Source organism: Scytonema sp. UIC 10036 (genome assembly GCF_009725235.1).
Genome location: NZ_WJFC01000135.1, coordinates 1 through 20,881, shown reverse-complemented (window position 1 = coordinate 20,881; position 20,881 = coordinate 1). Strand labels below are relative to the sequence as shown.

General features: G+C 40.7%; 20 protein-coding genes, 1 pseudogene and 2 CRISPR repeat arrays. Of the genes and pseudogenes, 12 read left to right on the top strand and 9 right to left on the bottom strand.

What is annotated here, in order from left to right:
* Position 1 precedes the first annotated feature (1 nt).
* The 5 genes from F7734_RS41305 (at position 2) to F7734_RS41285 (ending at position 5,664) form a co-directional block, all read left to right on the top strand.
* Positions 2–1,570, top strand: coding sequence for a response regulator (locus F7734_RS41305; RefSeq protein ID WP_155750203.1), 1,569 nt, complete (start codon positions 2–4; stop codon positions 1,568–1,570).
* Between the two features lie 239 nt (positions 1,571–1,809).
* Positions 1,810–2,529, top strand: a complete 720-nt coding sequence (locus F7734_RS41300; protein WP_155750202.1) for a response regulator transcription factor — start codon at positions 1,810–1,812, stop codon at positions 2,527–2,529.
* 265 nt (positions 2,530–2,794) lie between these two features.
* Positions 2,795–4,468 carry a SpoIIE family protein phosphatase gene (locus F7734_RS41295; RefSeq protein ID WP_155750201.1) on the top strand — a complete coding sequence of 558 codons (1,674 nt, stop codon included), beginning with the start codon at positions 2,795–2,797 and terminating at the stop codon, positions 4,466–4,468.
* 3 nt (positions 4,469–4,471) lie between these two features.
* Positions 4,472–4,927, top strand: a complete 456-nt coding sequence (locus tag F7734_RS41290) for an anti-sigma regulatory factor (protein WP_155750200.1) — start codon at positions 4,472–4,474, stop codon at positions 4,925–4,927.
* A 296-nt stretch (positions 4,928–5,223) separates the two neighbouring features.
* Positions 5,224–5,664 carry a hypothetical protein gene (locus tag F7734_RS41285; RefSeq protein ID WP_166482473.1) on the top strand — a complete coding sequence of 147 codons (441 nt, stop codon included), beginning with the start codon at positions 5,224–5,226 and terminating at the stop codon, positions 5,662–5,664.
* 77 nt (positions 5,665–5,741) lie between these two features.
* On the opposite strand, the gene F7734_RS41280 is transcribed toward F7734_RS41285, so the two are convergent.
* Both F7734_RS41280 and F7734_RS41275 read right to left on the bottom strand, forming a co-directional pair.
* Entirely contained in the window at positions 5,742–6,167 is a 426-nt protein-coding gene (locus F7734_RS41280; protein ID WP_155750199.1) for a nuclear transport factor 2 family protein, read from the bottom strand.
* A 329-nt stretch (positions 6,168–6,496) separates the two neighbouring features.
* Entirely contained in the window at positions 6,497–7,018 is a 522-nt protein-coding gene (locus tag F7734_RS41275) for an orange carotenoid protein N-terminal domain-containing protein (protein ID WP_155750198.1), read from the bottom strand.
* A gap of 210 nt (positions 7,019–7,228) precedes the next feature.
* Here F7734_RS41275 and queG point away from each other — a divergent pair, with 210 nt between their 5' ends.
* Both queG and F7734_RS41265 read left to right on the top strand, forming a co-directional pair.
* Positions 7,229–8,185 carry a tRNA epoxyqueuosine(34) reductase QueG gene (queG, locus tag F7734_RS41270; protein ID WP_155750197.1) on the top strand — a complete coding sequence of 319 codons (957 nt, stop codon included), beginning with the start codon at positions 7,229–7,231 and terminating at the stop codon, positions 8,183–8,185.
* 158 nt (positions 8,186–8,343) lie between these two features.
* Positions 8,344–8,979: an HAD-IA family hydrolase gene (locus tag F7734_RS41265; protein ID WP_155750196.1), complete on the top strand. Its 636-nt coding sequence runs from the start codon at positions 8,344–8,346 to the stop codon at positions 8,977–8,979.
* Between the two features lie 194 nt (positions 8,980–9,173).
* Here F7734_RS41265 and F7734_RS41260 read toward each other — a convergent pair whose 3' ends face one another.
* Positions 9,174–9,548, bottom strand: a complete 375-nt coding sequence (locus tag F7734_RS41260) for a hypothetical protein (RefSeq protein WP_155750195.1) — start codon at positions 9,546–9,548, stop codon at positions 9,174–9,176.
* Positions 9,549–9,827: 279 nt separating this feature from the next.
* On the opposite strand from F7734_RS41260, the gene F7734_RS41255 reads away from it, so the two are divergent.
* Positions 9,828–10,361 (top strand): orange carotenoid protein N-terminal domain-containing protein, encoded by a 534-nt coding sequence (locus F7734_RS41255; protein ID WP_155750194.1) that lies wholly within the window; start codon positions 9,828–9,830, stop codon positions 10,359–10,361.
* Positions 10,362–10,545: 184 nt separating this feature from the next.
* Here F7734_RS41255 and F7734_RS41250 read toward each other — a convergent pair whose 3' ends face one another.
* From F7734_RS41250 to F7734_RS41235, 4 genes are all read right to left on the bottom strand, one after another.
* Entirely contained in the window at positions 10,546–11,310 is a 765-nt protein-coding gene (locus F7734_RS41250; protein WP_155750193.1) for an ABC transporter ATP-binding protein, read from the bottom strand.
* 76 nt (positions 11,311–11,386) lie between these two features.
* Positions 11,387–12,604 carry an ABC transporter permease gene (locus tag F7734_RS41245; RefSeq protein WP_155750192.1) on the bottom strand — a complete coding sequence of 406 codons (1,218 nt, stop codon included), beginning with the start codon at positions 12,602–12,604 and terminating at the stop codon, positions 11,387–11,389.
* A complete protein-coding gene (locus F7734_RS41240) occupies positions 12,601–14,076 on the bottom strand; it encodes an efflux RND transporter periplasmic adaptor subunit (RefSeq protein WP_155750191.1) in 1,476 nt (491 codons plus the stop codon). Before F7734_RS41240 ends, F7734_RS41245 begins: the two co-directional genes overlap by 4 nt.
* 396 nt (positions 14,077–14,472) lie before the next feature.
* Positions 14,473–14,652: a hypothetical protein gene (locus F7734_RS41235; RefSeq protein WP_155750190.1), complete on the bottom strand. Its 180-nt coding sequence runs from the start codon at positions 14,650–14,652 to the stop codon at positions 14,473–14,475.
* 28 nt (positions 14,653–14,680) lie between these two features.
* Positions 14,681–16,314: direct repeats of the CRISPR family, unit length 37 nt; unit sequence GTTTCAATCCCGCAAGCGGGTTTCATTTATTTGAAAG.
* Between the two features lie 361 nt (positions 16,315–16,675).
* Here F7734_RS41235 and F7734_RS41230 point away from each other — a divergent pair.
* A complete protein-coding gene (locus F7734_RS41230) occupies positions 16,676–16,921 on the top strand; it encodes a plasmid stability protein (RefSeq protein WP_155750189.1) in 246 nt (81 codons plus the stop codon).
* Positions 16,918–17,346 (top strand): annotated as a pseudogene (locus F7734_RS41225) (type II toxin-antitoxin system VapC family toxin). The gene F7734_RS41230 and the pseudogene F7734_RS41225 overlap by 4 nt, the downstream one beginning before the upstream one ends.
* A gap of 108 nt (positions 17,347–17,454) precedes the next feature.
* On the opposite strand, the gene F7734_RS41220 reads toward F7734_RS41225, so the two are convergent.
* Positions 17,455–17,856, bottom strand: coding sequence for a type II toxin-antitoxin system VapC family toxin (locus F7734_RS41220; protein WP_155750188.1), 402 nt, complete (start codon positions 17,854–17,856; stop codon positions 17,455–17,457).
* The gene (locus F7734_RS65695) at positions 17,853–17,975 is read right to left on the bottom strand and encodes a hypothetical protein (protein ID WP_279239821.1); all 123 of its coding nucleotides are present in this window, start codon (positions 17,973–17,975) and stop codon (positions 17,853–17,855) included. The genes F7734_RS41220 and F7734_RS65695 overlap by 4 nt, the downstream gene beginning before the upstream one ends.
* A gap of 743 nt (positions 17,976–18,718) precedes the next feature.
* Here F7734_RS65695 and F7734_RS41210 point away from each other — a divergent pair.
* Complete coding sequence (locus F7734_RS41210) at positions 18,719–19,801, top strand: tetratricopeptide repeat protein (RefSeq protein ID WP_155750187.1); 1,083 nt, start codon at positions 18,719–18,721, stop codon at positions 19,799–19,801.
* 256 nt (positions 19,802–20,057) lie between these two features.
* Positions 20,058–20,456, top strand: a complete 399-nt coding sequence (locus F7734_RS41205) for a hypothetical protein (RefSeq protein ID WP_155750186.1) — start codon at positions 20,058–20,060, stop codon at positions 20,454–20,456.
* Between the two features lie 62 nt (positions 20,457–20,518).
* Positions 20,519–20,778: direct repeats of the CRISPR family, unit length 37 nt; unit sequence GTTTCAATCCCGCAAGCAGGTTTCATTTATTTGAAAG.
* Positions 20,779–20,881: the final 103 nt, after the last annotated feature.

Genomic DNA, 20,881 nt, shown 5'->3' with positions numbered 1-20,881 from the left:
AATGAGTATTTCAACCAGTGAAAATGGCATTATCTTAATCGTTGATGACAACCCTACAAATTTAGGGGTTTTATTCGATTTCTTGGCTGATTCTGGCTTCCAAGTGTTGGTGGCACAGGATGGCGAAGATGCAATTGAACAGGTCGAATATGCTCTTCCCGATCTAATTTTGTTAGATATACTCATGCCCGGAATGGATGGGTTTGAAACTTGCCAGCACTTGAAAGCTAAAGAATCAACTAAAGACATCCCCATAATTTTTATGACGGCGCTTTCTGAGACAGTCGATAAGGTCAGAGGGTTAAATCTTGGGGCGGTGGATTACATCACTAAGCCGCTTCAACATGAAGAGGTTTTAGCCCGTGTCAAAATCCATTTAAGCATACGAAATCTGACTAAGAGACTGCAAGAGCAAAATGTACATCTGGAACAGGAAATTCAAGAGCGCATTAAGGCAGAGAACGCACTCTTAAAACTGACATCTGAGTTAGAAGAACGTGTGGCAAAAAGGACGGCTGCACTTTTTCAATCTAATCAGCTGCTACAAGAGGAAATCCAAGAGCGCATTTGTACAGAGCAAGCATTGCAGGAATCAGAAGCACGCTATCGAGAGCAAGCCAATCAGCTAGAACTTGCCTTTCGCCAACTTCAAGAAACTCAAAGCCAACTGGTTCATAGTGAAAAAATGTCTAGTCTGGGACAATTGGTGGCGGGTGTTGCTCATGAAATTAACAATCCCGTCAACTTCATCTATGGGAATCTGATTCATGCCTATCAATATACCCAAGACTTACTCGACCTTTTAAACCTCTATGCCAACTTCACTCCCTCGCCACCACCTGAAATTCAGAAGCTAACTGAGGCGATAGATTTAGAATTTTTGAGTGAAGACCTGCCCAAATTGCTGAGTTCGATGAAAGTTGGGGCCGATCGCATCCGCGAAATTATTCAGTCATTACGGATTTTTTCCCGGATGGATGAAGCCCAAATGAAGCCAGTGGATATTCACGCTGGGCTGGATAGCACGCTACTGATATTACACAATCGGTTTAAAGCCAGCTCTAAGGAGCTAGGTATTCAACTCGTCAAAGAGTATGGTGACCTACCGCTTGTAGAGTGTTATGCAGGACAACTCAACCAAGTATTTATGAATCTACTGTCGAATGCAATTGATGCTTTGGAGGAGTACGACAAAGAGCGATCGCCCCAGGAAATTTACTTTTGTCGCAGCACGATTCGGATTCGCACCGAAGTCACTGACAATGATTTTGTAACTATTTGGATTGGCGATACTGGTCCCGGTATGACAGAGGAAGTACGCGCTCGCCTCTTTGACCCTTTCTTTACGACAAAACCCTTAGGTAGAGGGACGGGTTTGGGCTTATCGATTAGCCACCAAATTGTTGTCTCCAAACATGGTGGTGAGATCGTGTGTTTTTCAGCACCCGGACAGGGAACAGAGTTTATGATTAAAATTCCGATGCGATCGGCATCGTCTAGAACTGGTCACCATAACACGCAGATGCAGGAGTTACAAGCAATGGCTGTCCAAAACAGAGCCGTTCAGTAGAACGCAAACTTTTCTTCAAAAGCAAAGTTTTTGTTCGTGAAGATTTAAAATTAAATAATTTAACTAAGAGTCAATCCAACCTGTATATCTCAAATTATTAGCTATAAGGATGAAATAGTTGTTACTGACACATCAAACTGAGAAGATTAGTAAATTATACTTGATGATTGATAGAGAAGTGAACGCCGCTATCAGTACTATACTCGTTTTACAGCTAGAGCGTAGAGGCAAACATTGTTATGACTAAAATTCGTGTTGCTTTGATTGAGGATCACGATCTCACTCGTGTAGGTATTCGGACAGCTCTATTGCAAAAAGAAGAGATTGAGGTTGTAGGAGAAGCTAGCAATGCTACTGACGGATTGAAAATGTTAAAAACGCTACAACCTGATATTGCTATTGTCGATATAGGTTTACCAGATAAAGATGGAATTGAGCTAACAAAAGATTTGAAATCGACAGATGGGAGTCAGTCAGCCACAAAAGTACTGATTTTAACTTTGCGGGACAACAAAGAAGCTGTGTTAGCCGCTTTTGCCGCAGGGGCTGATTCTTACTGCATGAAGGATATCAGGTTTGATAATTTGTTGGAAGCTGTACGCGTCACTTACAATGGTAACGCTTGGATCGATCCGGCGATCGCTCGAATTGTACTGCAACAAGCACGCCAAAACCCTCCCTCTGAAGTATCATTACCTAGCGCCAAGCCTGCTACAACTGCTTCAGAAGCTGTTGAGGGACAACCAGAGGAAAATATCGAACCCTATATTTTGACGGACAGGGAGTTGGAAGTCTTGCAGTTGATTGTGGAAGGTTGTAGCAATGCGGTGATTGCGGAAAGGCTTTACATTACAGTTGGAACTGTGAAAACTCATGTCCGAAATATATTGAACAAGCTATGCGCTGATGACCGAACTCAAGCTGCCGTTCGGGCCTTGCGTTCTGGGTTGGTAGGATAAGAATAATTTCAGATTGTGGTAGACTTGAGGAATTTATAAGTACAATATACATTCATTAAGTAACAATTATGGCTTTGTTACAATGCTACATATTTGATTAACCTATTGTTAACAAATAGCAGATAAGAGCAATAGTGTTTTTTCTTTATTCAGTGCTAAATTGTCGTATGCGGAGGGGTGAAATTTAAAATCCTTTTGTTATCGTTGTTTTAAAAACTAAGTGAGAGTATCTCGCCATTAAAATATTTAAAGATTGAAGTCAAATATGACTGATACAGAGGAAGGCAAACTGAAGCTCATGGTAGTAGACGATGAGCCAGACAATTTAGATCTACTCTACCGGACTTTTAGGCGAGATTTTCAGGTATACAAAGCCACTAATGCCCTCACTGCCCTAGAAATGTTGGATCGAGAAGGCGAGATGGCAGTGATTATCTCTGACCAGAGAATGCCAGACATGAACGGAACTGAACTTCTCAGTCGCACTGTAGAAAGGTTTCCAGATACTATACGTATACTCCTAACTGGTTTTACAGATGTCGAAGACTTAGTAGAAGCAATTAACTCCGGTCAGGTATTCAAGTATATTACCAAACCTTGGAAACCAGATCGACTCAAAGAAGTCGTCGAACAAGCAGCTGATATATATCGAGTTGTTAAGAAACGAACTCAAGAGTTAACTCACGCCTTGCGGCGAGAATCACTATTTAATGGCGTAACGACAGCAATTAGAGAGTCGTTAGACTACCATAGTATGCTGCAAAAAATAGTAGCAACTATCGGTCAGACCTTTGAAGCAAATTGCTGTCAACTGAAACCTGTGGAAAGCGATCGCCTGACATTAGGTTTATCTTACTATCAAGATGCCAAATCGCTGGAAACGGATTTTGCCTGCGAGCTCGATCCTCTGATAGAAAAAGTTTTAGAAACCAAGCAATATCAACTTGCACTCAATATCCGAGATGGTAAAGACTACCAGCAATTAGTTGTACCTCTTGTGTACCAACAACAGTTACTTGCAGTCCTCGCACTGAATCAATACAAACACATCCGGTATTGGCAACAAGAAGATATTAAACTCATTACGGGTGTAGCCGAGCAAGCTGCCTTAGCGCTGTTTCAAGCAAAACTGTACCAGCGCTTGCAAGAAAAACAAGAGCAAATCCATGCTGAGCTAGAAGTTGCCCGCCAAATTCAAAATAATCTCCTGCGTCAAACCATGCCCGATATCAAAGGTTTGCAGGTGCAAGCCTGTTGCTATCCAGCTAGAGAGGTGGGAGGTGATTTTTTTGAAGTTTTTGCCCATCCCAAAGGAGATTTGTGGTTGGCAGTGGGTGATGTTTCAGGTAAGGGAGTTCCAGCAGCTTTGTTTATGGCTAGTGCCATTTCAGTATTGCGTCGGGAATTATCTCAAGAAAGCCCACCAATGCCAAATATAGTGATGCACAATCTCAATGAAGCGATGGGTAACGATCTGATCGGCAACAATTGCTTTATTACTCTCGTCTTAGCACGTTACACTCCTACCACCAGGGAATTAGTCTATGCTAATGCAGGACATATCTATCCACTTCATTGGTCATCTCAGGAAAATTTAGTAGAATCTCCTCAGTATCTTAAAACACGCAGTGTACCTTTGGGTATCCTACCAATATGGATGTCAAAGTATGGTCAGTTATTTCTTGCACCCGGAGATATCCTGCTGCTAGCAAGTGATGGAATTACTGAAGCCATGGTTTCAAAAAAAACACCTTTAGCCGTAAATTCTTCGGGTAGCCTTCAACCAGTTAGCCGTTCTATGCTACATCAAGAGGGGTTATGGCAGCTTTTAAAAGAAGAACCACAACCTCTCAACCTCAAATCTCTACTTGCTCGCATCCAAGCAGATAACCAAGTGCAGGAGGATGACCAAACTATTCTTTCTCTGGAGGTTTTGTAAATCATGAAAAGTGAGCTTCACGTACCAAGCGACTTAAAATTTTTAACCATAGTCGAAAATTGGTTGCTCGGATGCTTAGAAGTCCATCTTAAAGGCTCAGTTGATTGGTCAAGACAATCAAGTCGCCTGCGCTTGGCTTTAGTGGAAGCCTACTCTAATGTCGTGCGCCACGCTCATAAAGACCAACCGCTACTACCAGTTTTGCTTCGTTTAGAACTAAAAGACAGGGATATTGCCTTGGAAGTTTGGGATCGCGGTGAAGGCTACGATTTGTCGAACTACCTCCCTCCCTGTCCTAATGACAGACAAGAAGGAGGATATGGTTGGCTGATTATATATCGTTTGATGGATAAGGTTGAATATCAACTACAAGTCAATGGTGGTAACTGTCTCAAGTTGGAAGTTACTTTACCAGAGACAGTACAACCTGTATCTGCTCAACCCGCTTCAGCAATTTAACTCAAAATTACGTTTTTGGTGATTTGTCTTTGGTTCTTTGTGAGAGGTTCAGCTATTTTTGCATGGCTTCACACAATGGCTCTTATCTTCACCAATTGACTCACAAAGAATGTATTAATAATTAAAGGCTAGAAATTCTGTTTTCTATGTCTTACTGAATAAGTATAATTACTAAAATAAGAAAAACTTTAAGAAAGATTAATAAAATTAATAACTTTTGCTAAGTTTATTTGATTTATAAGCTTTTAATCATTAAATATGGAGAAAGATTTGATAACGAAGTCATGGTTGCACCTATAGAACCCCCGTTTTGTTTGTCACCACGCTACCGCCTTGATGATGAATTACCCTGGCTAGAGGGAATTGATCCGAGTCGTCATTACTGGATTGCAGTAAACGGAGACAAAAGTCTAACAGTAGCGATACCAGGGTTGACGGTGTCTTCTATAAATGAGTTGAAACAGTTTCTGCGTGAATTCCGCGCACTTCAACCTGAAGAAAGAATGGTTTTGACTAGGCTTGCCAGCGCTTGCACAATTTACTGTATTAGCTCTAACTGTTACGCCATTGAAGGAGAAATCAACGGCGCTGTAGTTTGGCATCTATTTGACCAAGAAACTTTAGAAAGCTTGTTGAGGACTGCACATCCAGATTGGCAATGTGCATCTAAAGATATTGAGCTTGGACGAAATTTACTCATGCGCTCTTTTCAACAAACAGCTGCAAGTAAGGGTTAGTTGGTTGTTAGTTGTTAGTTGTTAGTAGCGCTCCACTAACCTATAACCACTCACTACTAACCACTAACCAATAACCACTAACTCTTTTGTAAAGCTAGTAACTCCTGGGGAGAAGCCAACAATTTTATCTTTGTATAGACAATTTGTCGTTGTTGATTGAGGGTAAAAAACCACAAAACATTCACACCACACCAAGATGTTTGTGCTTTACCTGTCACTTGAAACTGAACTTGTTCCTCATTTAATGCTTCAGAAATACCTTCACGAGGTTCGGCTGTAACACCTTGAGCCTCTTGTTGCAAATAACGTGCGATCGCATCTCGCCCTACGATATCAGATTCAAAAGGGGGACGCATGACTCCATCTTCTGCGAACAAAGCAGCAGTTGCTTCAAACTCTCCTGAATTTAAGGTTTGAAAATAGCGCAATATAGTTGGCTCTGTAACTCCCTCGATTTGGAGCTTTTCGCCAACTTCTGTATTTATGGATTTGGCAGCCGTCATAAATATACCTGTAGCTGATAACTTAACTATTAAATTGAAGAAGATAGTAGCTGTTTATAAAAGCTGCTTTTGAGGTATTTACTGACGTATATACAAATCAATCTATAGATAGAAGTAGGTTGGGTTGAGGAACAAAACCCAACAATAAAGGTTCAATGTTGGGTTTCGTTCCTCAACCCAACTTACCTCTTCTGATACACCGATGAGCAATGGCTAACAATATTTAACGGTGGGCAATGCACACCCTACAATAATTAGCTCTTGAAAAAATCGTTCCCCAAAGTGGTCATAGGGAACGAAAAAGGAAGGTTGGGAGTATGTTAAGGGGATTAGTCAGCCAGGGGGTCTACGCCCATGTCTGCTACAACTTTACGGAAAACTGTAATTTGCTGACCGAAGTCTAGCTGCTTGAGGGCTTCCAATACCTTTGCACCATCTCGAGAAAGTTGGTAGCCAGGAGGCATGGGAACAACGAAACCTTTTACCATCAATTCTGATAACTCGTACCAGAAAGCCAATTTAGTGTTATTGCTTAAAATACCGTAGGAGCGGGAAACTTGTGTGTCTCTTTTCGCAGCCAAGTCACGCATTACCTGTAACTGTTCGGCATGAGACATTTGCTTGATTTGTTCTAATAAACCTTCTGCTAACTGTAAACGTGCTACCCCGGTAGCTGCTGGTGTGATGGAACGACCCATTTCGGTGTAAGCGTACCAAAGCACTGCTAATTGGTCGTCAATACTCAGACTCCTGAATACAACAATGGAGGAGGTAATAGCATCACCTGCTTGAGTGCTGTAGTTGAAATCGCTATAGAAGCTATTTTTTGTTGAATCTGTAGAGAATGTCATGATGGCACCACAGTCGATTTAGTTAGTATGCTGCTGTTTTGTGTGAGGCTTGTGTTTTTTGTGTTGCCCCTTGATTTACATACTGCATTATTTCTTTACAAATGGCAAATAAAATTTACATATACCAGTGTTAGGAAAAAAAAATAAGGGGATTGCCCGACTCATGTATGATAGACAAGCAGAGCCTGTGGTAAAGCCTAGATAAGATAAATGAATCGATCCCCAGGAACATATAGCAGTGAGATTAAAGAAAAAGCCCTAAGTTTGGGATTTCACAAAGTGGGCATTGCTGCGGTAAATAGGGCTGAAAGTGCCGAAACTCAGAGATTACAAGCATGGCTGGCGTTAGGTTATCACGCGGATATGGAATGGATGACTAACCCCAAGCGTCAGGATATTTTTAGTGTCATGCCAGAAGTCCGTTCCGTAATTTGTGTTGCCCTCAACTACTACACTCCTTACCAGCGCCCCGAAGGAAAAGAGTACGCCAAAATTTCTCGTTATGCTTGGGGAAGAGACTACCATAAGGTTTTGCATAAAAAACTGAAAGCTTTAACAACGTGGCTGCAAGAAGGCTCGGAGACAGTGCAAGCCCGTTATTACGCAGATACTGGTCCGGTTCAAGATAAAGTATGGGCGCAAAAAGCTGGAATAGGTTGGATTGCTAAAAATGGCAACGTCATTACTCGCGAATACGGTTCTTGGGTTTTTTTGGGAGAAGTGGTGACAAATTTAGAGTTGGAATGCGATCGCCCCCACATCCAACACTGCGGGAATTGCACGCGTTGTATTGACGCCTGTCCCACAGGTGCTATTACAGAACCATTTGTAATAGACGCCAATCGATGTATCGCTTACCATACGATAGAAAATCGCAATCAAGAATTACCCGAGATAGTGAAATCCAATTTACAAGGTTGGGTTGCGGGTTGTGATATTTGCCAAGACGTTTGCCCTTGGAACCAGCGTTTTGCCAAAGAAACAGACGTTCCAGAGTTTCAGCCGTACCCTGGGAATATTGCACCAAAGCTGGTAGAATTGGCGGAAATATCAGATCGGGACTGGGATAAACGATTTCCAGCATCAGCTTTGCGACGGATTAAGCCGGAAATGTTACGGCGAAATTCTCGTGTTAATCTGGACGCAGAAAAAAAGGATGAAGGGTAAAGGATAAAGGATTCAGGAGGTCTGATGAAGGATGAAGAATGCAAGATAAATTACATCCCGTAACTTCATGCTTTATATTTTACACTTTGCACTTCTTTACATACCTCTGACTTTTTACTTTCATCTTCCTGTCATATCTGTCATACTTTATACTTCAAATGATTCAGAAAGTCATTATTTTTGATTTTGATGGTACTGTTGCTGATACGCTTGATGCCCTTGTAGCTATTGCCAATCGACTAGCTCAAGAGTTTGGTTACATACCGATCGCACCAGAAGAGCTTGCTCTTTTAAGAAACCTTAGTTCTAGGGAAGTGATTAAGTATTCAGGTATTTCAGTTTTCAGAATACCATTTCTAGTGAAAAGGGTTAAAGCAGCATTAAAAAATCAAATCAAAGAATTAAAACCTATTTTAGGGATTAAAGAAGCGCTGATAGAACTTAAGAGTGAAGGTCACAGATTGGGAATTATTACTTCTAATTCTCAAGAGAATGTTATAGCTTTTCTAAAAGCAAATGAATTAGACAATTTATTTGAGTTTATCTATTCGGGAGTCACTATATTTGGTAAAACCACAATAATTAACAATGTTTTAAAACAAAAGCAAATCAAGCTTCAAGAAGCTATTTATGTTGGAGATGAAACTAGAGACATAGAAGCATCAAAAAAAGCAAATATCAAAGTTGTAGCAGTCACTTGGGGATTCAATTCACAAGAAGTCCTTGCACAGCAAAATCCAGATTTCCTCATTCATCATCCAACTCAGCTGTTAGAAGTTGTGAAGAGATGTTAGTAGTTGGTGGTTAGTGGTTGGTAGTTAGTGGTTAGTAGGGTGGGCTTTAGCCCTACAAAAATTGGACACTAAATACGTAGGCTTTAGCCCTACCTACATAATTTTTGACAAATCAAATAGGAATCCTATAGACAGTAGCAAATAACAACTAACCACTAACAACTAGCAACTAACAACTAACCACTAACCATCAACTATTTAGATTGCCCTTTTTCCAAAGCTTGTTTAACTAAATCATCGCTAACTTCTGTGACAGCTTCAGTTTTAGAAGAGTTCACATCCTTTGCCATATCAATATAATCATCGGGATTACCAGTTTCCTTTGCTACCGTTGTGTTTGTTTCTCCCGATGCACGGATCTCATGTTCTGGTGCAGTTGCCTCAGCCGCAGCGTTTGCACCTTCGCCCGTGCGATCGATATCACTAACGCTAAATTGCTGCGCTGCTTGATAATCGGCTTCAAAATCAACTTTTGGTGCTTTTTCTTCACCACTCACCATGTTCTCAGCCGCTAGCTGTGCATCATGGGTAGGAGCTTGGGATGGATTGGGTTTAACTTCATCAGGCATAGGTCACCTCGTGGGTAATTTTTTCAATGTAGCGATTGTATCAAGGTCATATGCTTTGTTCTTGGCATCCTAAGGTAGATTCTTACCTCTATTAAAAGGCAGATAAAATCTTTTTTTTTAATCTCTTTCTCTTGGAGGTGTAATTAGATTATCAAACTCTGATACGCCTTAATAATAAGTGAGAGTTAGTGGTTAGGGGTTAGTGGTTAGTAGCAGTTATTTTTTACTAATCACTAACTACTAACCACTAACAATTTTAAATAAATTTGGAGATACATTATGACTGCAAGTTACAATAAGCAAGCCCCTCAAGCTTTAAGCGATCGTACTCAAAAAGTAGTTGATGGATTTAATCGTTTAGATACTGATGCCAAACTTGCGTGGTTGTATTATGCCTATAAAAAAATGGGCGATTCTATTACTCCAGCTGCACCTGCTGCAGCTGAACCAGAACTAGCACCAAAACTCGTAGGTGATGAATATCTTCAACTGTCTGATGACGAACAATTAGCAATTATGCGACAAATTGTGAATTGTGAGGATACAGAACACTCTCGTGCATACGGTGCAGTAAAAGAAAATAACCAGCTTTTTGTCTGGTACGCATGGGCAGTTGCTATGGGTAAGAATGTCGTTGATATGCCAGCAAATTACAAAGCAACTGATGCAATTAACAATGTGCTTTCTCAAATAGAAGAATTGGATTTTGAAGAGCAAATGTCTGTATTGCGGACAATTGTCGGACAAATGGGTTATACCGATGTTCAGCCCATTGAAACACAAGCTCAAACTGGTAAAACGGCTAGTCTGTAAATAGCTAATGGCTAATGGCTAATGGCTAATGGCTAATGGCTAATGGCTAATGGCTAATGGCTAATGGCTAATGGCTAATGGCTAATGGCTAATGGCTAATGGTTAATTGTTATAAATGCCATTAGCTATTAACAACTAACAACTAACAACTAACAACTAACAACTAACAACTAACAACTAACAACTAACCATTAGCAACATGAGCCAAATCAGATGGAGTTAAGTTGGAGTGAACGACTTGACCATCACGAAACCACACAATGCGCTTTGTTTGACGGGCAACATCTGGTTCGTGAGTTACCATCACAACAGTAATACCACTAGCATTGAGTTCGCCAAAAATATCGAGAACTTCTTGAGTGGTGCGCGAGTCAAGAGCACCTGTAGGTTCATCAGCGAGCAGAACAACAGGACGTGTAACGATCGCCCTCGCAATTGCTACCCGTTGTTGCTGTCCTCCTGAGAGTTGGTTTGGTTTATTGTTAAAACGTTTTTCCAAACCAACTCTTTTGAGTGCTTCAGCTGCGCGATCGCGGCGCTCAGCGGACTTAACCCCAGCGTATACCATTGGCAGCATCACATTTTCTATTGCAGAAAGTTGGGGTAACAGGTGGAATTGTTGGAACACAAACCCCAATTTTTTATTGCGAATATGTGCCAAGTCTGTATCATTCATGTGAGCAACATCGACATTATCCAAATAATAATGTCCTGATGTGGGGCGATCTAAACAACCAATGATGTTCATGGCTGTAGATTTACCAGAACCAGACGGTCCCATGATGGAACAATATTCACCTTCTTCTACAGTGAGGTTAACATCATTGAGTGCCCTCACTTCAGTTTCACCACTGCCATAAACTTTAAAAATACTTTCTAAACGAATAATGACAGGTTGGGAAACAGTTGCTAGGTCTGAGGTTTGAGTTTTAAATTTATTATTTGTCATTTGTCATTTGTCATTTGTCATTTGTCAGCCAGTCATGTAATGCTGGTTTTTCACCTTAATTCATAATTCATAATTCTCACGCACTTCTTAAAGCTACTATAGGATCGAGTTTAGCAGCGCGGCGTGCGGGAACAATACCAAAGAACAAACCGATAGCACCTGAAATACCAACAGCAGTGGCGATCGCAATTGGAGAAATTCCTGCTTCTAATGGAGTCAAAGCAGCAACTAGCACAATACCACCAACACCAACCGCAGTTCCGATAAAACCGCCAGCTGCTGAAAGAATCACGGCTTCTATTGTGAATTGCAGCAAAATATCTTGAGGAGTTGCACCAATAGCTTTACGCAAACCAATTTCATGAGTTCGTTCGGTAACGGAGACGAGCATGATATTCATAATACCGATGCCACCAACGAATAGAGAAATTCCTGCTATTGCAGCTAACATGACTGTCAAAGCGCCTGTAATTTGACTGATAACTTGGAGTGCATCTTTCTGGCTTTGGATACTAAAGTCATCTTCAGTAGTAATTTTATGCCGCAGGCGCAGCAAGTTGGCAATTTGAAATTCTGCTGCGTCAACACTATTGCTATCACGTGCAGAAGCAACAATGTAATCTAGGGCGATTCCGTAAGGAGAATTTCTTCCTACAAGTCGGTTTGCTGAAGTTGTGATTGGAACTAAGGCTGCTTCATCGTAGTTTGCACCAACACTCGAACCTTTTGCTTCCAAGACACCGATAACTTGAAAACTAGAATTTTTAATCCGCAACTGCTTGCCGACAGGGTTACTGTTACCAAAGAGTCTTTCTGCCAAGTCAGCACCCAGTACAGTGACTTGATTGTTACGCTTCAAATCGATTTCTGTGAAAAACCTCCCTTTGGTAGTATCAAAATCTCGTACCACCGGAAAGCTGGCTGTTGTGCCAATAATGTTAGCGTTAGTATTTTTATTACGACTTGTAACAACGTATCTTCTGTTTAACTCTGGAGCAACTCCTGCTACTGTTGGAACTTGAGATGCGATCGCTTCTGCATCTTCCAACACTAAGTTTTTCGGCACTTCGTTGGAAATGCGTTGGGTTTCGCGATTGCCAGGAATGACAAACAGCACGTTTGGACCTAAAGACTCCAACTGCTTGTTAACGTATTTTTGCCCACCCTCACCAACACCAATCATGGCAATGACTGAGGCATTACCGATAACAATACCTAACATTGTGAGGGCGCTACGTAACTTATTTGACAGCAGGGTTTTCCCTGCCATTTTAACGCTTTCTAAGATGTTCATTTTTTCTGCTGTTCTTGCATCTTCTGAATTTTGTAGTTAGATGGTGGGTTGAGGAAGATGCGATCGCCCTGTTTCACACCATCTAAAATTTGAGTTTGGTCTTGAACTTGCGCTCCAATGGTGACTGAGCGGAACTTAGGTTGATTTTGCTCATCCGGTACCAAGACACCTGTCTCGCCCTTCTCTGTCACAATTGCGACTGTGGGCACCAACAAAGCATCTTGTACCTTGTCACCCAAGAACGTCATATCCACATTCAAGCCAGAACGCAATTTATCTACACCAGTATCAATGGCAACTTTGACTTGGAAGAGCGTGACACCTTCTTCCTTAACCGCTTCAGGAGCAATCAGGCGAACATGACCTTTAAAAACTTGGTCGGGATAAGCATCAGACACAATTTCTACTTGCTGCCCCTGTTTGATTCTGCCTATATCAGCTTCTGGGATACTAGCCAGAACTTCCAACCCACGTGCGACAGCCACAACTGAACTCGAAGTAGCCGATGCACTCGAAGATGCAGAAGTTGTTGGTGTTACATAGGCACCAACATTGGCATACTTTTGAGTGACAACTCCTGAGAAGGGAGCGCGGATAATTGTATTATCTAAATTCACTTGCTCTGCTTTCAGTTGAGCTTGAGAAGCAGCAACAGCCGCCCTGCGTTGAGCTATTTCCTCAGCACGAGTTCCACTTTCCATAAGTTTTAACGCGGCGCGTGCTTCTGAGACAGCAGCTTCTCTACGAGAGATTTCTTCAGAACGAGTGCCACTTTGTAGGAGTGCCAAGCGTTTTTCAGCTTCTCGCAAATTTGCCTTAGCAGAATTATCTTCGCTAACTGCTTGGTCTAGTAATTGTTTTTTCTCTGCGCCCTGTTGGTATAAGTATTGATAACGTCTCACTTGTTCGCTGGTGTAATCAGCTCTTGCTTTCGCTGCATCCACTTGAGCTTGAGCTTGAGAAATTTCTTGAGGGCGATTCCCTGCTTTCGCTTCAGCAAGTTGCGCCTCTGCTTGTGCCAAACGTGCTTTAGATTGGGCAATCTCTTGAGGGCGATTTCCTGCAAGGGCTTGGTCTAACTGAGCTTGGGATTGTGCTAAGTTAGCACGGGCTTGAAGGATACGAGCTTGAATATCTGCGCTATCCATTTTGCCAATAATTTGCCCCTGGCGCACTTTATCGCCTTGTTCAACGTATAACTCTACGAGAGTTCCAGAGTTTTTCGGGCTGATGTTTACACTTTGGACTGGTACAACCTTACCACTCGCTGAAATTCTCAAAGTGACATCTTTTCTTCCCACTGGAATAGTAAGGGCTGAAATGTCTTGTTTTTTCGCTGTTTGTTCGATAACTGAATTATACGTTGTGGCAGTGCCTGCAACTAAAGCACCAGTTGTTACGAGAGCGATCGCCCAACGAAACGGGTGTTTAACTTTTTTACCAATGACAGGGATTTCTAAATATGTAGTCATGTTACTAATAATGTATTTTTTTTTACTTAATTAAGTTTAATAAAAGAGTAGAAGTTATGAAACTCAGGGGAGAATATAAGTACTAATACATTGCGATCGTTTTTCAGCAACTGGGGTTATGCTGCTTAACTTTCCTTCATGATATTTTTTTTGCCAGTACACGGCTTCACCTGAATGGATGACTTTTACTAGAAAATTCGGTGAGAGCCAGTTGCAACAGTGGCACAGTATTTGTTGATTTTCTGGACTTAGTAAGTCAGCGGATAAAAACCAAACCATACAACAAAAAGAAAAATCTCTGTATTTGGTTCGTAGTAGCGCTGTCTTCGCATGCATCGCAATTACCAACCAGTAACGATTATTTGCACCCACTTACTTTCTTGCAAAAAGTCTAATTTAGAATAGCCTCACGCAAAGACGCTGAGGCGCTAAGAAAATTTTTGCACCGAGTATAACTTTGCTTTTTAAAGACGCTGCTTGATAAATTACCTGATATCCCGCACTCTTACCTTTTTGGATATTACTGTTACGAACTCTGACTTTATAACTTACGTAATCCTCACCAATTCCAGCCATTCTATCCCCTATAATATGGTTAATTTCTGTTTCAATCCCGCAAGCGGGTTTCATTTATTTGAAAGATGAGCGATCGCTCATCATTGATTTTCTCGATCCTGTTTCAATCCCGCAAGCGGGTTTCATTTATTTGAAAGTAGAAGGAGTACTCGCCATGAATGAGGAAGTATCGTTTCAATCCCGCAAGCGGGTTTCATTTATTTGAAAGAAATGCTACTCAATGCGATATCGCATCTCCTTTTTGTTTCAATCCCGCAAGCGGGTTTCATTTATTTGAAAGTTGATACCGTCTTTGATAGTTTCAATGTGTGCTTCGGTTTCAATCCCGCAAGCGGGTTTCATTTATTTGAAAGGCTTCCAATGCTTCAATCAAATTCTTTGATGAATCCGTTTCAATCCCGCAATCGGGTTTAATTTTTTTGTAATTATTACCGTTGGTTCTCCATAGCATTAAATAGTAATGTTTCAATCCCGCAAGCGGGTTTCATTTATTTGAAAGAAAATTAATATTGCTAAAAAATCGCCAATAGCGATGTTTCAATCCCGCAAGCGGGTTTCATTTATTTGAAAGGTAATCGTTTGTAGCTTTAAGTGCTGCTATTTTGTTTCAATCCCGCAAGCGGGTTTCATTTATTTGAAAGAACTTAAGATTGTCAAGACCTAGAAACAAAAATGCAAGTTTCAATCCCGCAAGCGGGTTTCATTTATTTGAAAGGAGCAAGCCAAAGATATGCTTATGCGAGTGTTCCATGTTTCAATCCCGCAAGCGGGTTTCATTTATTTGAAAGAGCAACTCGTTGTTCGCTACCATTTTTCTTTTTCGTTTCAATCCCGCAAGCGGGTTTCATTTATTTGAAAGCTTGAGCGATTTTGGGGATTCTGTTGGTTGGGAGTTGAGGTTTCAATCCCGCAAGCGGGTTTCATTTATTTGAAAGTACTACTTTCTGCTGCACAGCTAACACTACAAAAGTTTCAATCCCGCAAGCGGGTTTCATTTATTTGAAAGTTTCCCCCAGAGACTAGATAGAGAATTAAAACTCACAGGTTTCAATCCCGCAAGCGGGTTTCATTTATTTGAAAGCACCATCAACACATCCAATCTTGTAGCTTCTAATAGTTCGTTTCAATCCCGCAAGCGGGTTTCATTTATTTGAAAGACAGCTAGATATTCTCAAGCAAGAAAGCGATCTGAGTAGTTTCAATCCCGCAAGCGGGTTTCATTTATTTGAAAGTTTTTGATGAACCAGATTGCCTCACTCCTGCCTGCATGTTTCAATCCCGCAAGCGGGTTTCATTTATTTGAAAGTAACAAGAGAGAGCGATCTGCAATCTTTGAGAGTTTCAATCCCGCAAGCGGGTTTCATTTATTTGAAAGTTGGATGGTTTTCAATGTATACAGAACGATCTAATGGTTTCAATCCCGCAAGCGGGTTTCATTTATTTGAAAGGCTTTTTCTAGAAGGTTAAAATATCAAAATAATCGTTTCAATCCCGCAAGCGGGTTTCATTTATTTGAAAGGTAGCCATTGCGTGTTTCCTTGTCTTTCGTATTAGTTTCAATCCCGCAAGCGGGTTTCATTTATTTGAAAGACATCAGGATATTTGGAAGCAATTGCGGATCGCATGTTTCAATCCCGCAAGCGGGTTTCATTTATTTGAAAGGGGCAGCAGACCGAAGCTAACTTTAGAGCCACTTCCACCACCAATTTTGGCAGGACTGTTTTAAAAGTCTATTTCAGGCTTTCATCAAAAAGCTCTTGCTCAGACCTCAATCATTGAAACTATTGATTTGTCAAGGTTCCGTCGATTTGGCAGGAGGTGGGGGGTTTTCGCCCATGCTTTGCCCTGCCAAAAAATTTGCCAGATTACTCTAATATCATAATATTATTGTGTCTTGCTGTCGAGGTTGCTTGGAATTGTCGGTAATAGCCTTGCTGACCGACACAGGTAACGTCATCAGAAACAGCAGAACGGCTACACAATTATTACATATCTAAAAACATCACAATCAAATTCATTCACCATGACAAACATTACCATTTTTAACATTGACGACAACATCAAAAACCTTTTGCAACAACGAGCTTCAAAAAATGGTCGTTCCCTAGAAGAAGAAGTAAAAGAGATTCTCCGTCAGGCTTTATGTGAAAATCAACAAACGCCTGTAAATCTTGTAAATATGATAGAAAAACGCTTTGCTCACTTGGAAGATTTTGAACTAGGAGAGATTACCAGAGAACCTATGCGTCCTGCACCCACTTTTGAATGATTATTCTTGATACTAATGTATTGTCAGAATTAATCAAACCCCAAGGGTCTACAATAGTTCGAGATTGGGCAGCCCGACAACCTGTAACAAGTTTGTTTACTACAACAATTACATAAGCCGAAATACTCTATGGCATCGCCATTTTACCAGAAGGAAAGCGTAAATACGAACTCTATCAAGCCGCTACTTTAATGTTTGCAGAGGACTTTACAGGACGTGTTCTTGCATTTGATGAATCTGCTGCTGTTGCTTTTGCTAATATTTCAGCCCAAAGACGACGTAGTGGTACTCCCATATCTCAAGCTGATGCCCAAATTGCTGCTATTTGTTACTCTCGTAACGCAGCTATAGCAACTCGTAATGTTTCTGATTTCGCTGGCTGCGGAATTTTTATTATTAATCCTTGGTCTAAGGAAGCCCCATAGCTATTGATCCAATTATAATTCCTTGGTGCTCTAACGCTGCTGTATAGCCTAAGAATTCTATTCTAAGGGCAATTTGCCAAAATGGGATGCACCCTCTGACTTGGTGGACTAATCCACCCAATTTTCTAACATCAGTGCGGGGATTCGTGATAATTCTCTCACGTTATTGGTGACTAAAATTAAGCCCAGACTAATTGTTTGAGATGCGATGAGCATATCCATAGACCCAATTACAATTCCTTGGTTCTCTAACTCTGCTCGAATTTTTCCATAGGTTTGTGTTGCTTGTTCATCAAAAGATACAACCTGTAAAGGAATTAAAAATTGAGTCAGCGCTGTCCGATTTTGCTCTTGACGTTGACTTTTGTACACACCGTATTCAAGTTCTGCAATTGTAATTGATGAAATTCCCACGTCAGATATATCTAACGATTGAAATTTATCTAGTACTTTCTTTGGTTTATGTTTAATAATGTAGATGCAAATATTTGTATCTAACAGAAATTTCATTCCAAATCTTCTCTCTCTTCTAAATAAAGCTGTTCTCTATTTTCCATAAAATCTTCAGAGAAAATATCTAGGCTATCAAATAATGTTTGCCACGGATTTTCCTTAGAAATCAGTACCACAGCATTACTATCTTTTTAATTAAACTCATTACCTGTAATTGAAATTCTTTAGGTAATATAACCGTTTGTTTATCTCCATTCATTATTAATTGAGTAGTATTCATTCTTTAGCCCGCCAACTTACTTAAATAGACAATAAAAGTTTCATAACGAAGCAGGTTTCATTTATTGAAAGCACCTCTGCCTATCTGTATCTATAGTAGCTAGCTTGTTTCAATCCCGCAAGCGGGTTTCGTTTATTTGAAAGGTTCGTCGAGTTCGGCTACGGTGTCCCAGATATGGTGGGCGTTTCAATCCCGCGAACGGGGTTCATTAATTTGAAAGGGCAGCCAACTCAAGCTAACGATAGAGCCATTTCCACAACCATCCACATCTGTATACAGAAGTTTTATTACTAGCTGGTGAATGAGCGATCGCACACAGACGCTGCATAACAAAATCTTTTTTAGCCATCTATATTCCTGCTCCTATAATTTCATTGCGATCGGCTGATGGATACCAAATCCCCACTCACTTAGGGTGGTTTTTTTCCTTGGCTAATGTCCTCATAGAATCATTATCTAAATTTCCCCATTTTTACTGAAGTCACAAAACACGCTTATTTGTAAACCTAGAAATACAGCATTCTTTGGGTAAACGGAGTACACAGGAAGGGGCGCAAGGCATTATGCCCTTACGACAATCTGTACCTCATTTAATTGCAATCTGCTGTATCATTGTCAGTTTGCAGCGATATTAACGATATGTTGAAATTTACTAATTTATTGGTAGGATTGTTGGGCATGACGGTGGTGATAATACAGCCTCATACTGTCATAGCGAACGCTGCACAAAAGGTTGACGTAATTTCCCAAACTGACAACTTTTTTAATATTGGTTTTTCTAAAGTTGAAAGAGGGGATTATCAAGGGGCAATTGTGGCTTTTACCGAAGCAATTCGGATTAATCCTAATTACACTGAAGCCTACTACAATCGGGGAATTGCCCGTTATTATCTAGGTGAGAAGCAGGCGGCGATCGAAGACTTTGATCGAGCCATCAAGATAAATTCTAACTTTGCCGAAGCTTACTATAATCGAGGGATTACCTATGATGATTTGGGTAAGCAGCAGGCAGCAATCGAAGATTATAATCGAGCCATCAGTATTAATCCTAACTATGCCAAAGCCTACTACAATCGGGGAATTGCCCGTCATGATTTAGGTGAGAAGCAGGCAGCAATCGAAGATTACGATCGAGCCATCAGGATTAATCCTAACTATGCCAAAGCCTATATTAGTCGGGGACTAACCCGCTCCACTCTGGGTGATAAGCAGGCGGCGATCGAAGATTACGATCGAGCTCTTAAAATTAATCCTAACGATGCCGATGCCTATAACAACCGGGGGCTAGCCCGTTCCGAGATGGGCGATAAGTTGGCAGCAATAGAAGATTACAACCGTGCTATTAAGATTAATCCTAACGATTCTGACGCCTACTACAACCGGGGACTAGCCTATTACGAGATGGGTGATAAGCTGACGGCAATAGAAGATTACAACCGTGCTATTAAGATTAATCCTAATGATTCTGATGCTTACCACAACAGGGGAGTTGTCCATTATTATTTAGGTAACAAGCTAGCGGCAATTCAAGATTTTGATCGAGCTATTAAGATTAATCCTAAGGATGCTTTTGCCTATCACGGTCGAGGACAGTGCCGTTATGATTTAGGTGATAAACAGGGGGCTATTGTTGATTTTCAAAAAGCTGCCAGCATTTATCAGCAAGAGGGGGAACAAGACAGGTACCAAGATATGTTGGCTAGAATTAAAAACCTTCATTAGTAGAAAAAAATTGAACTGACAACTTAGTATTCAATACTTGTCGGTTAAGCTAAAAATTCAAATTTAAGGTAGGTTGGGTTGAGGAACGAAACCCAACATTTATCAGCATTTGTTGGGTTTCACACACGGGTTTACCCAACCTACAAAAACGCTTATCCGAGCAGTATTGACTTAGTATTAACAAATATTTCGATTTTGAAAATTACAAAAATACAAACTGTATTTAAATAAGTTTTTAGTGAAATTAGAGGTAATTATGCCATACACACTTAATGGGTGCGGAACCAAATATTATGGAAAACGAGAGCTTTTGTCAGATGAATCTTACATTACAACTGAGTGGATTGTAATAGCTTATGTACCTCTAATTCCTATAGGTTCTTTCCGAGTGCAACCAACAGGTAAATCATCTTATTACATTATTGGTAGTTCATCTGAGTATTTGGTGCGCCGAGTCCCCTTCAACTGGAAGCAAATACGCAATACATACTTGGCTGTAATTACAATTGTTAGCATTATCAGTGGAGGACTATGGTTGATGGAACAATTTTCTAGTTCCAAAACACCTAAGCAAACAAAATTGTCTCCCACTGCAAGTGAAATTTGTTTTTATGGAAAACTTGCCAAAATATGTAAGAATATTGAAGATTCTTAAAATGTAATCCATACATCTTGTGTTTTATAAAATTCCCCCTTTCAATCTATTGCATAATTATACTGCTATGGCAGTCCGTGTAGGAGTTACATTTGAAAGTAATTCAAATTGCATAACAGGTAAGCGACAATAGCAACGTTTCAATCTCGCAAGCAGGTTTCATTTATTTGAAAGTGTCAGGTAGGATAATTGCTCATGACGGATACAATACCGTTTCAATCCCGCAAGCAGGTTTCATTTATTTGAAAGCAATAGATTGCGGCATATTTGTACTGGTATTCTCGAGTTTCAATCCCGCAAGCAGGTTTCATTTATTTGAAAGAGGGTACTCCTACTCTCTCCAATAAAGGCTTCAAGTGTAAATCCCGCAAGAGCGTGTAAATAAATTGCTGGTAGTGAGTTGGGGGCTCGGGCGAGAGTTGGGG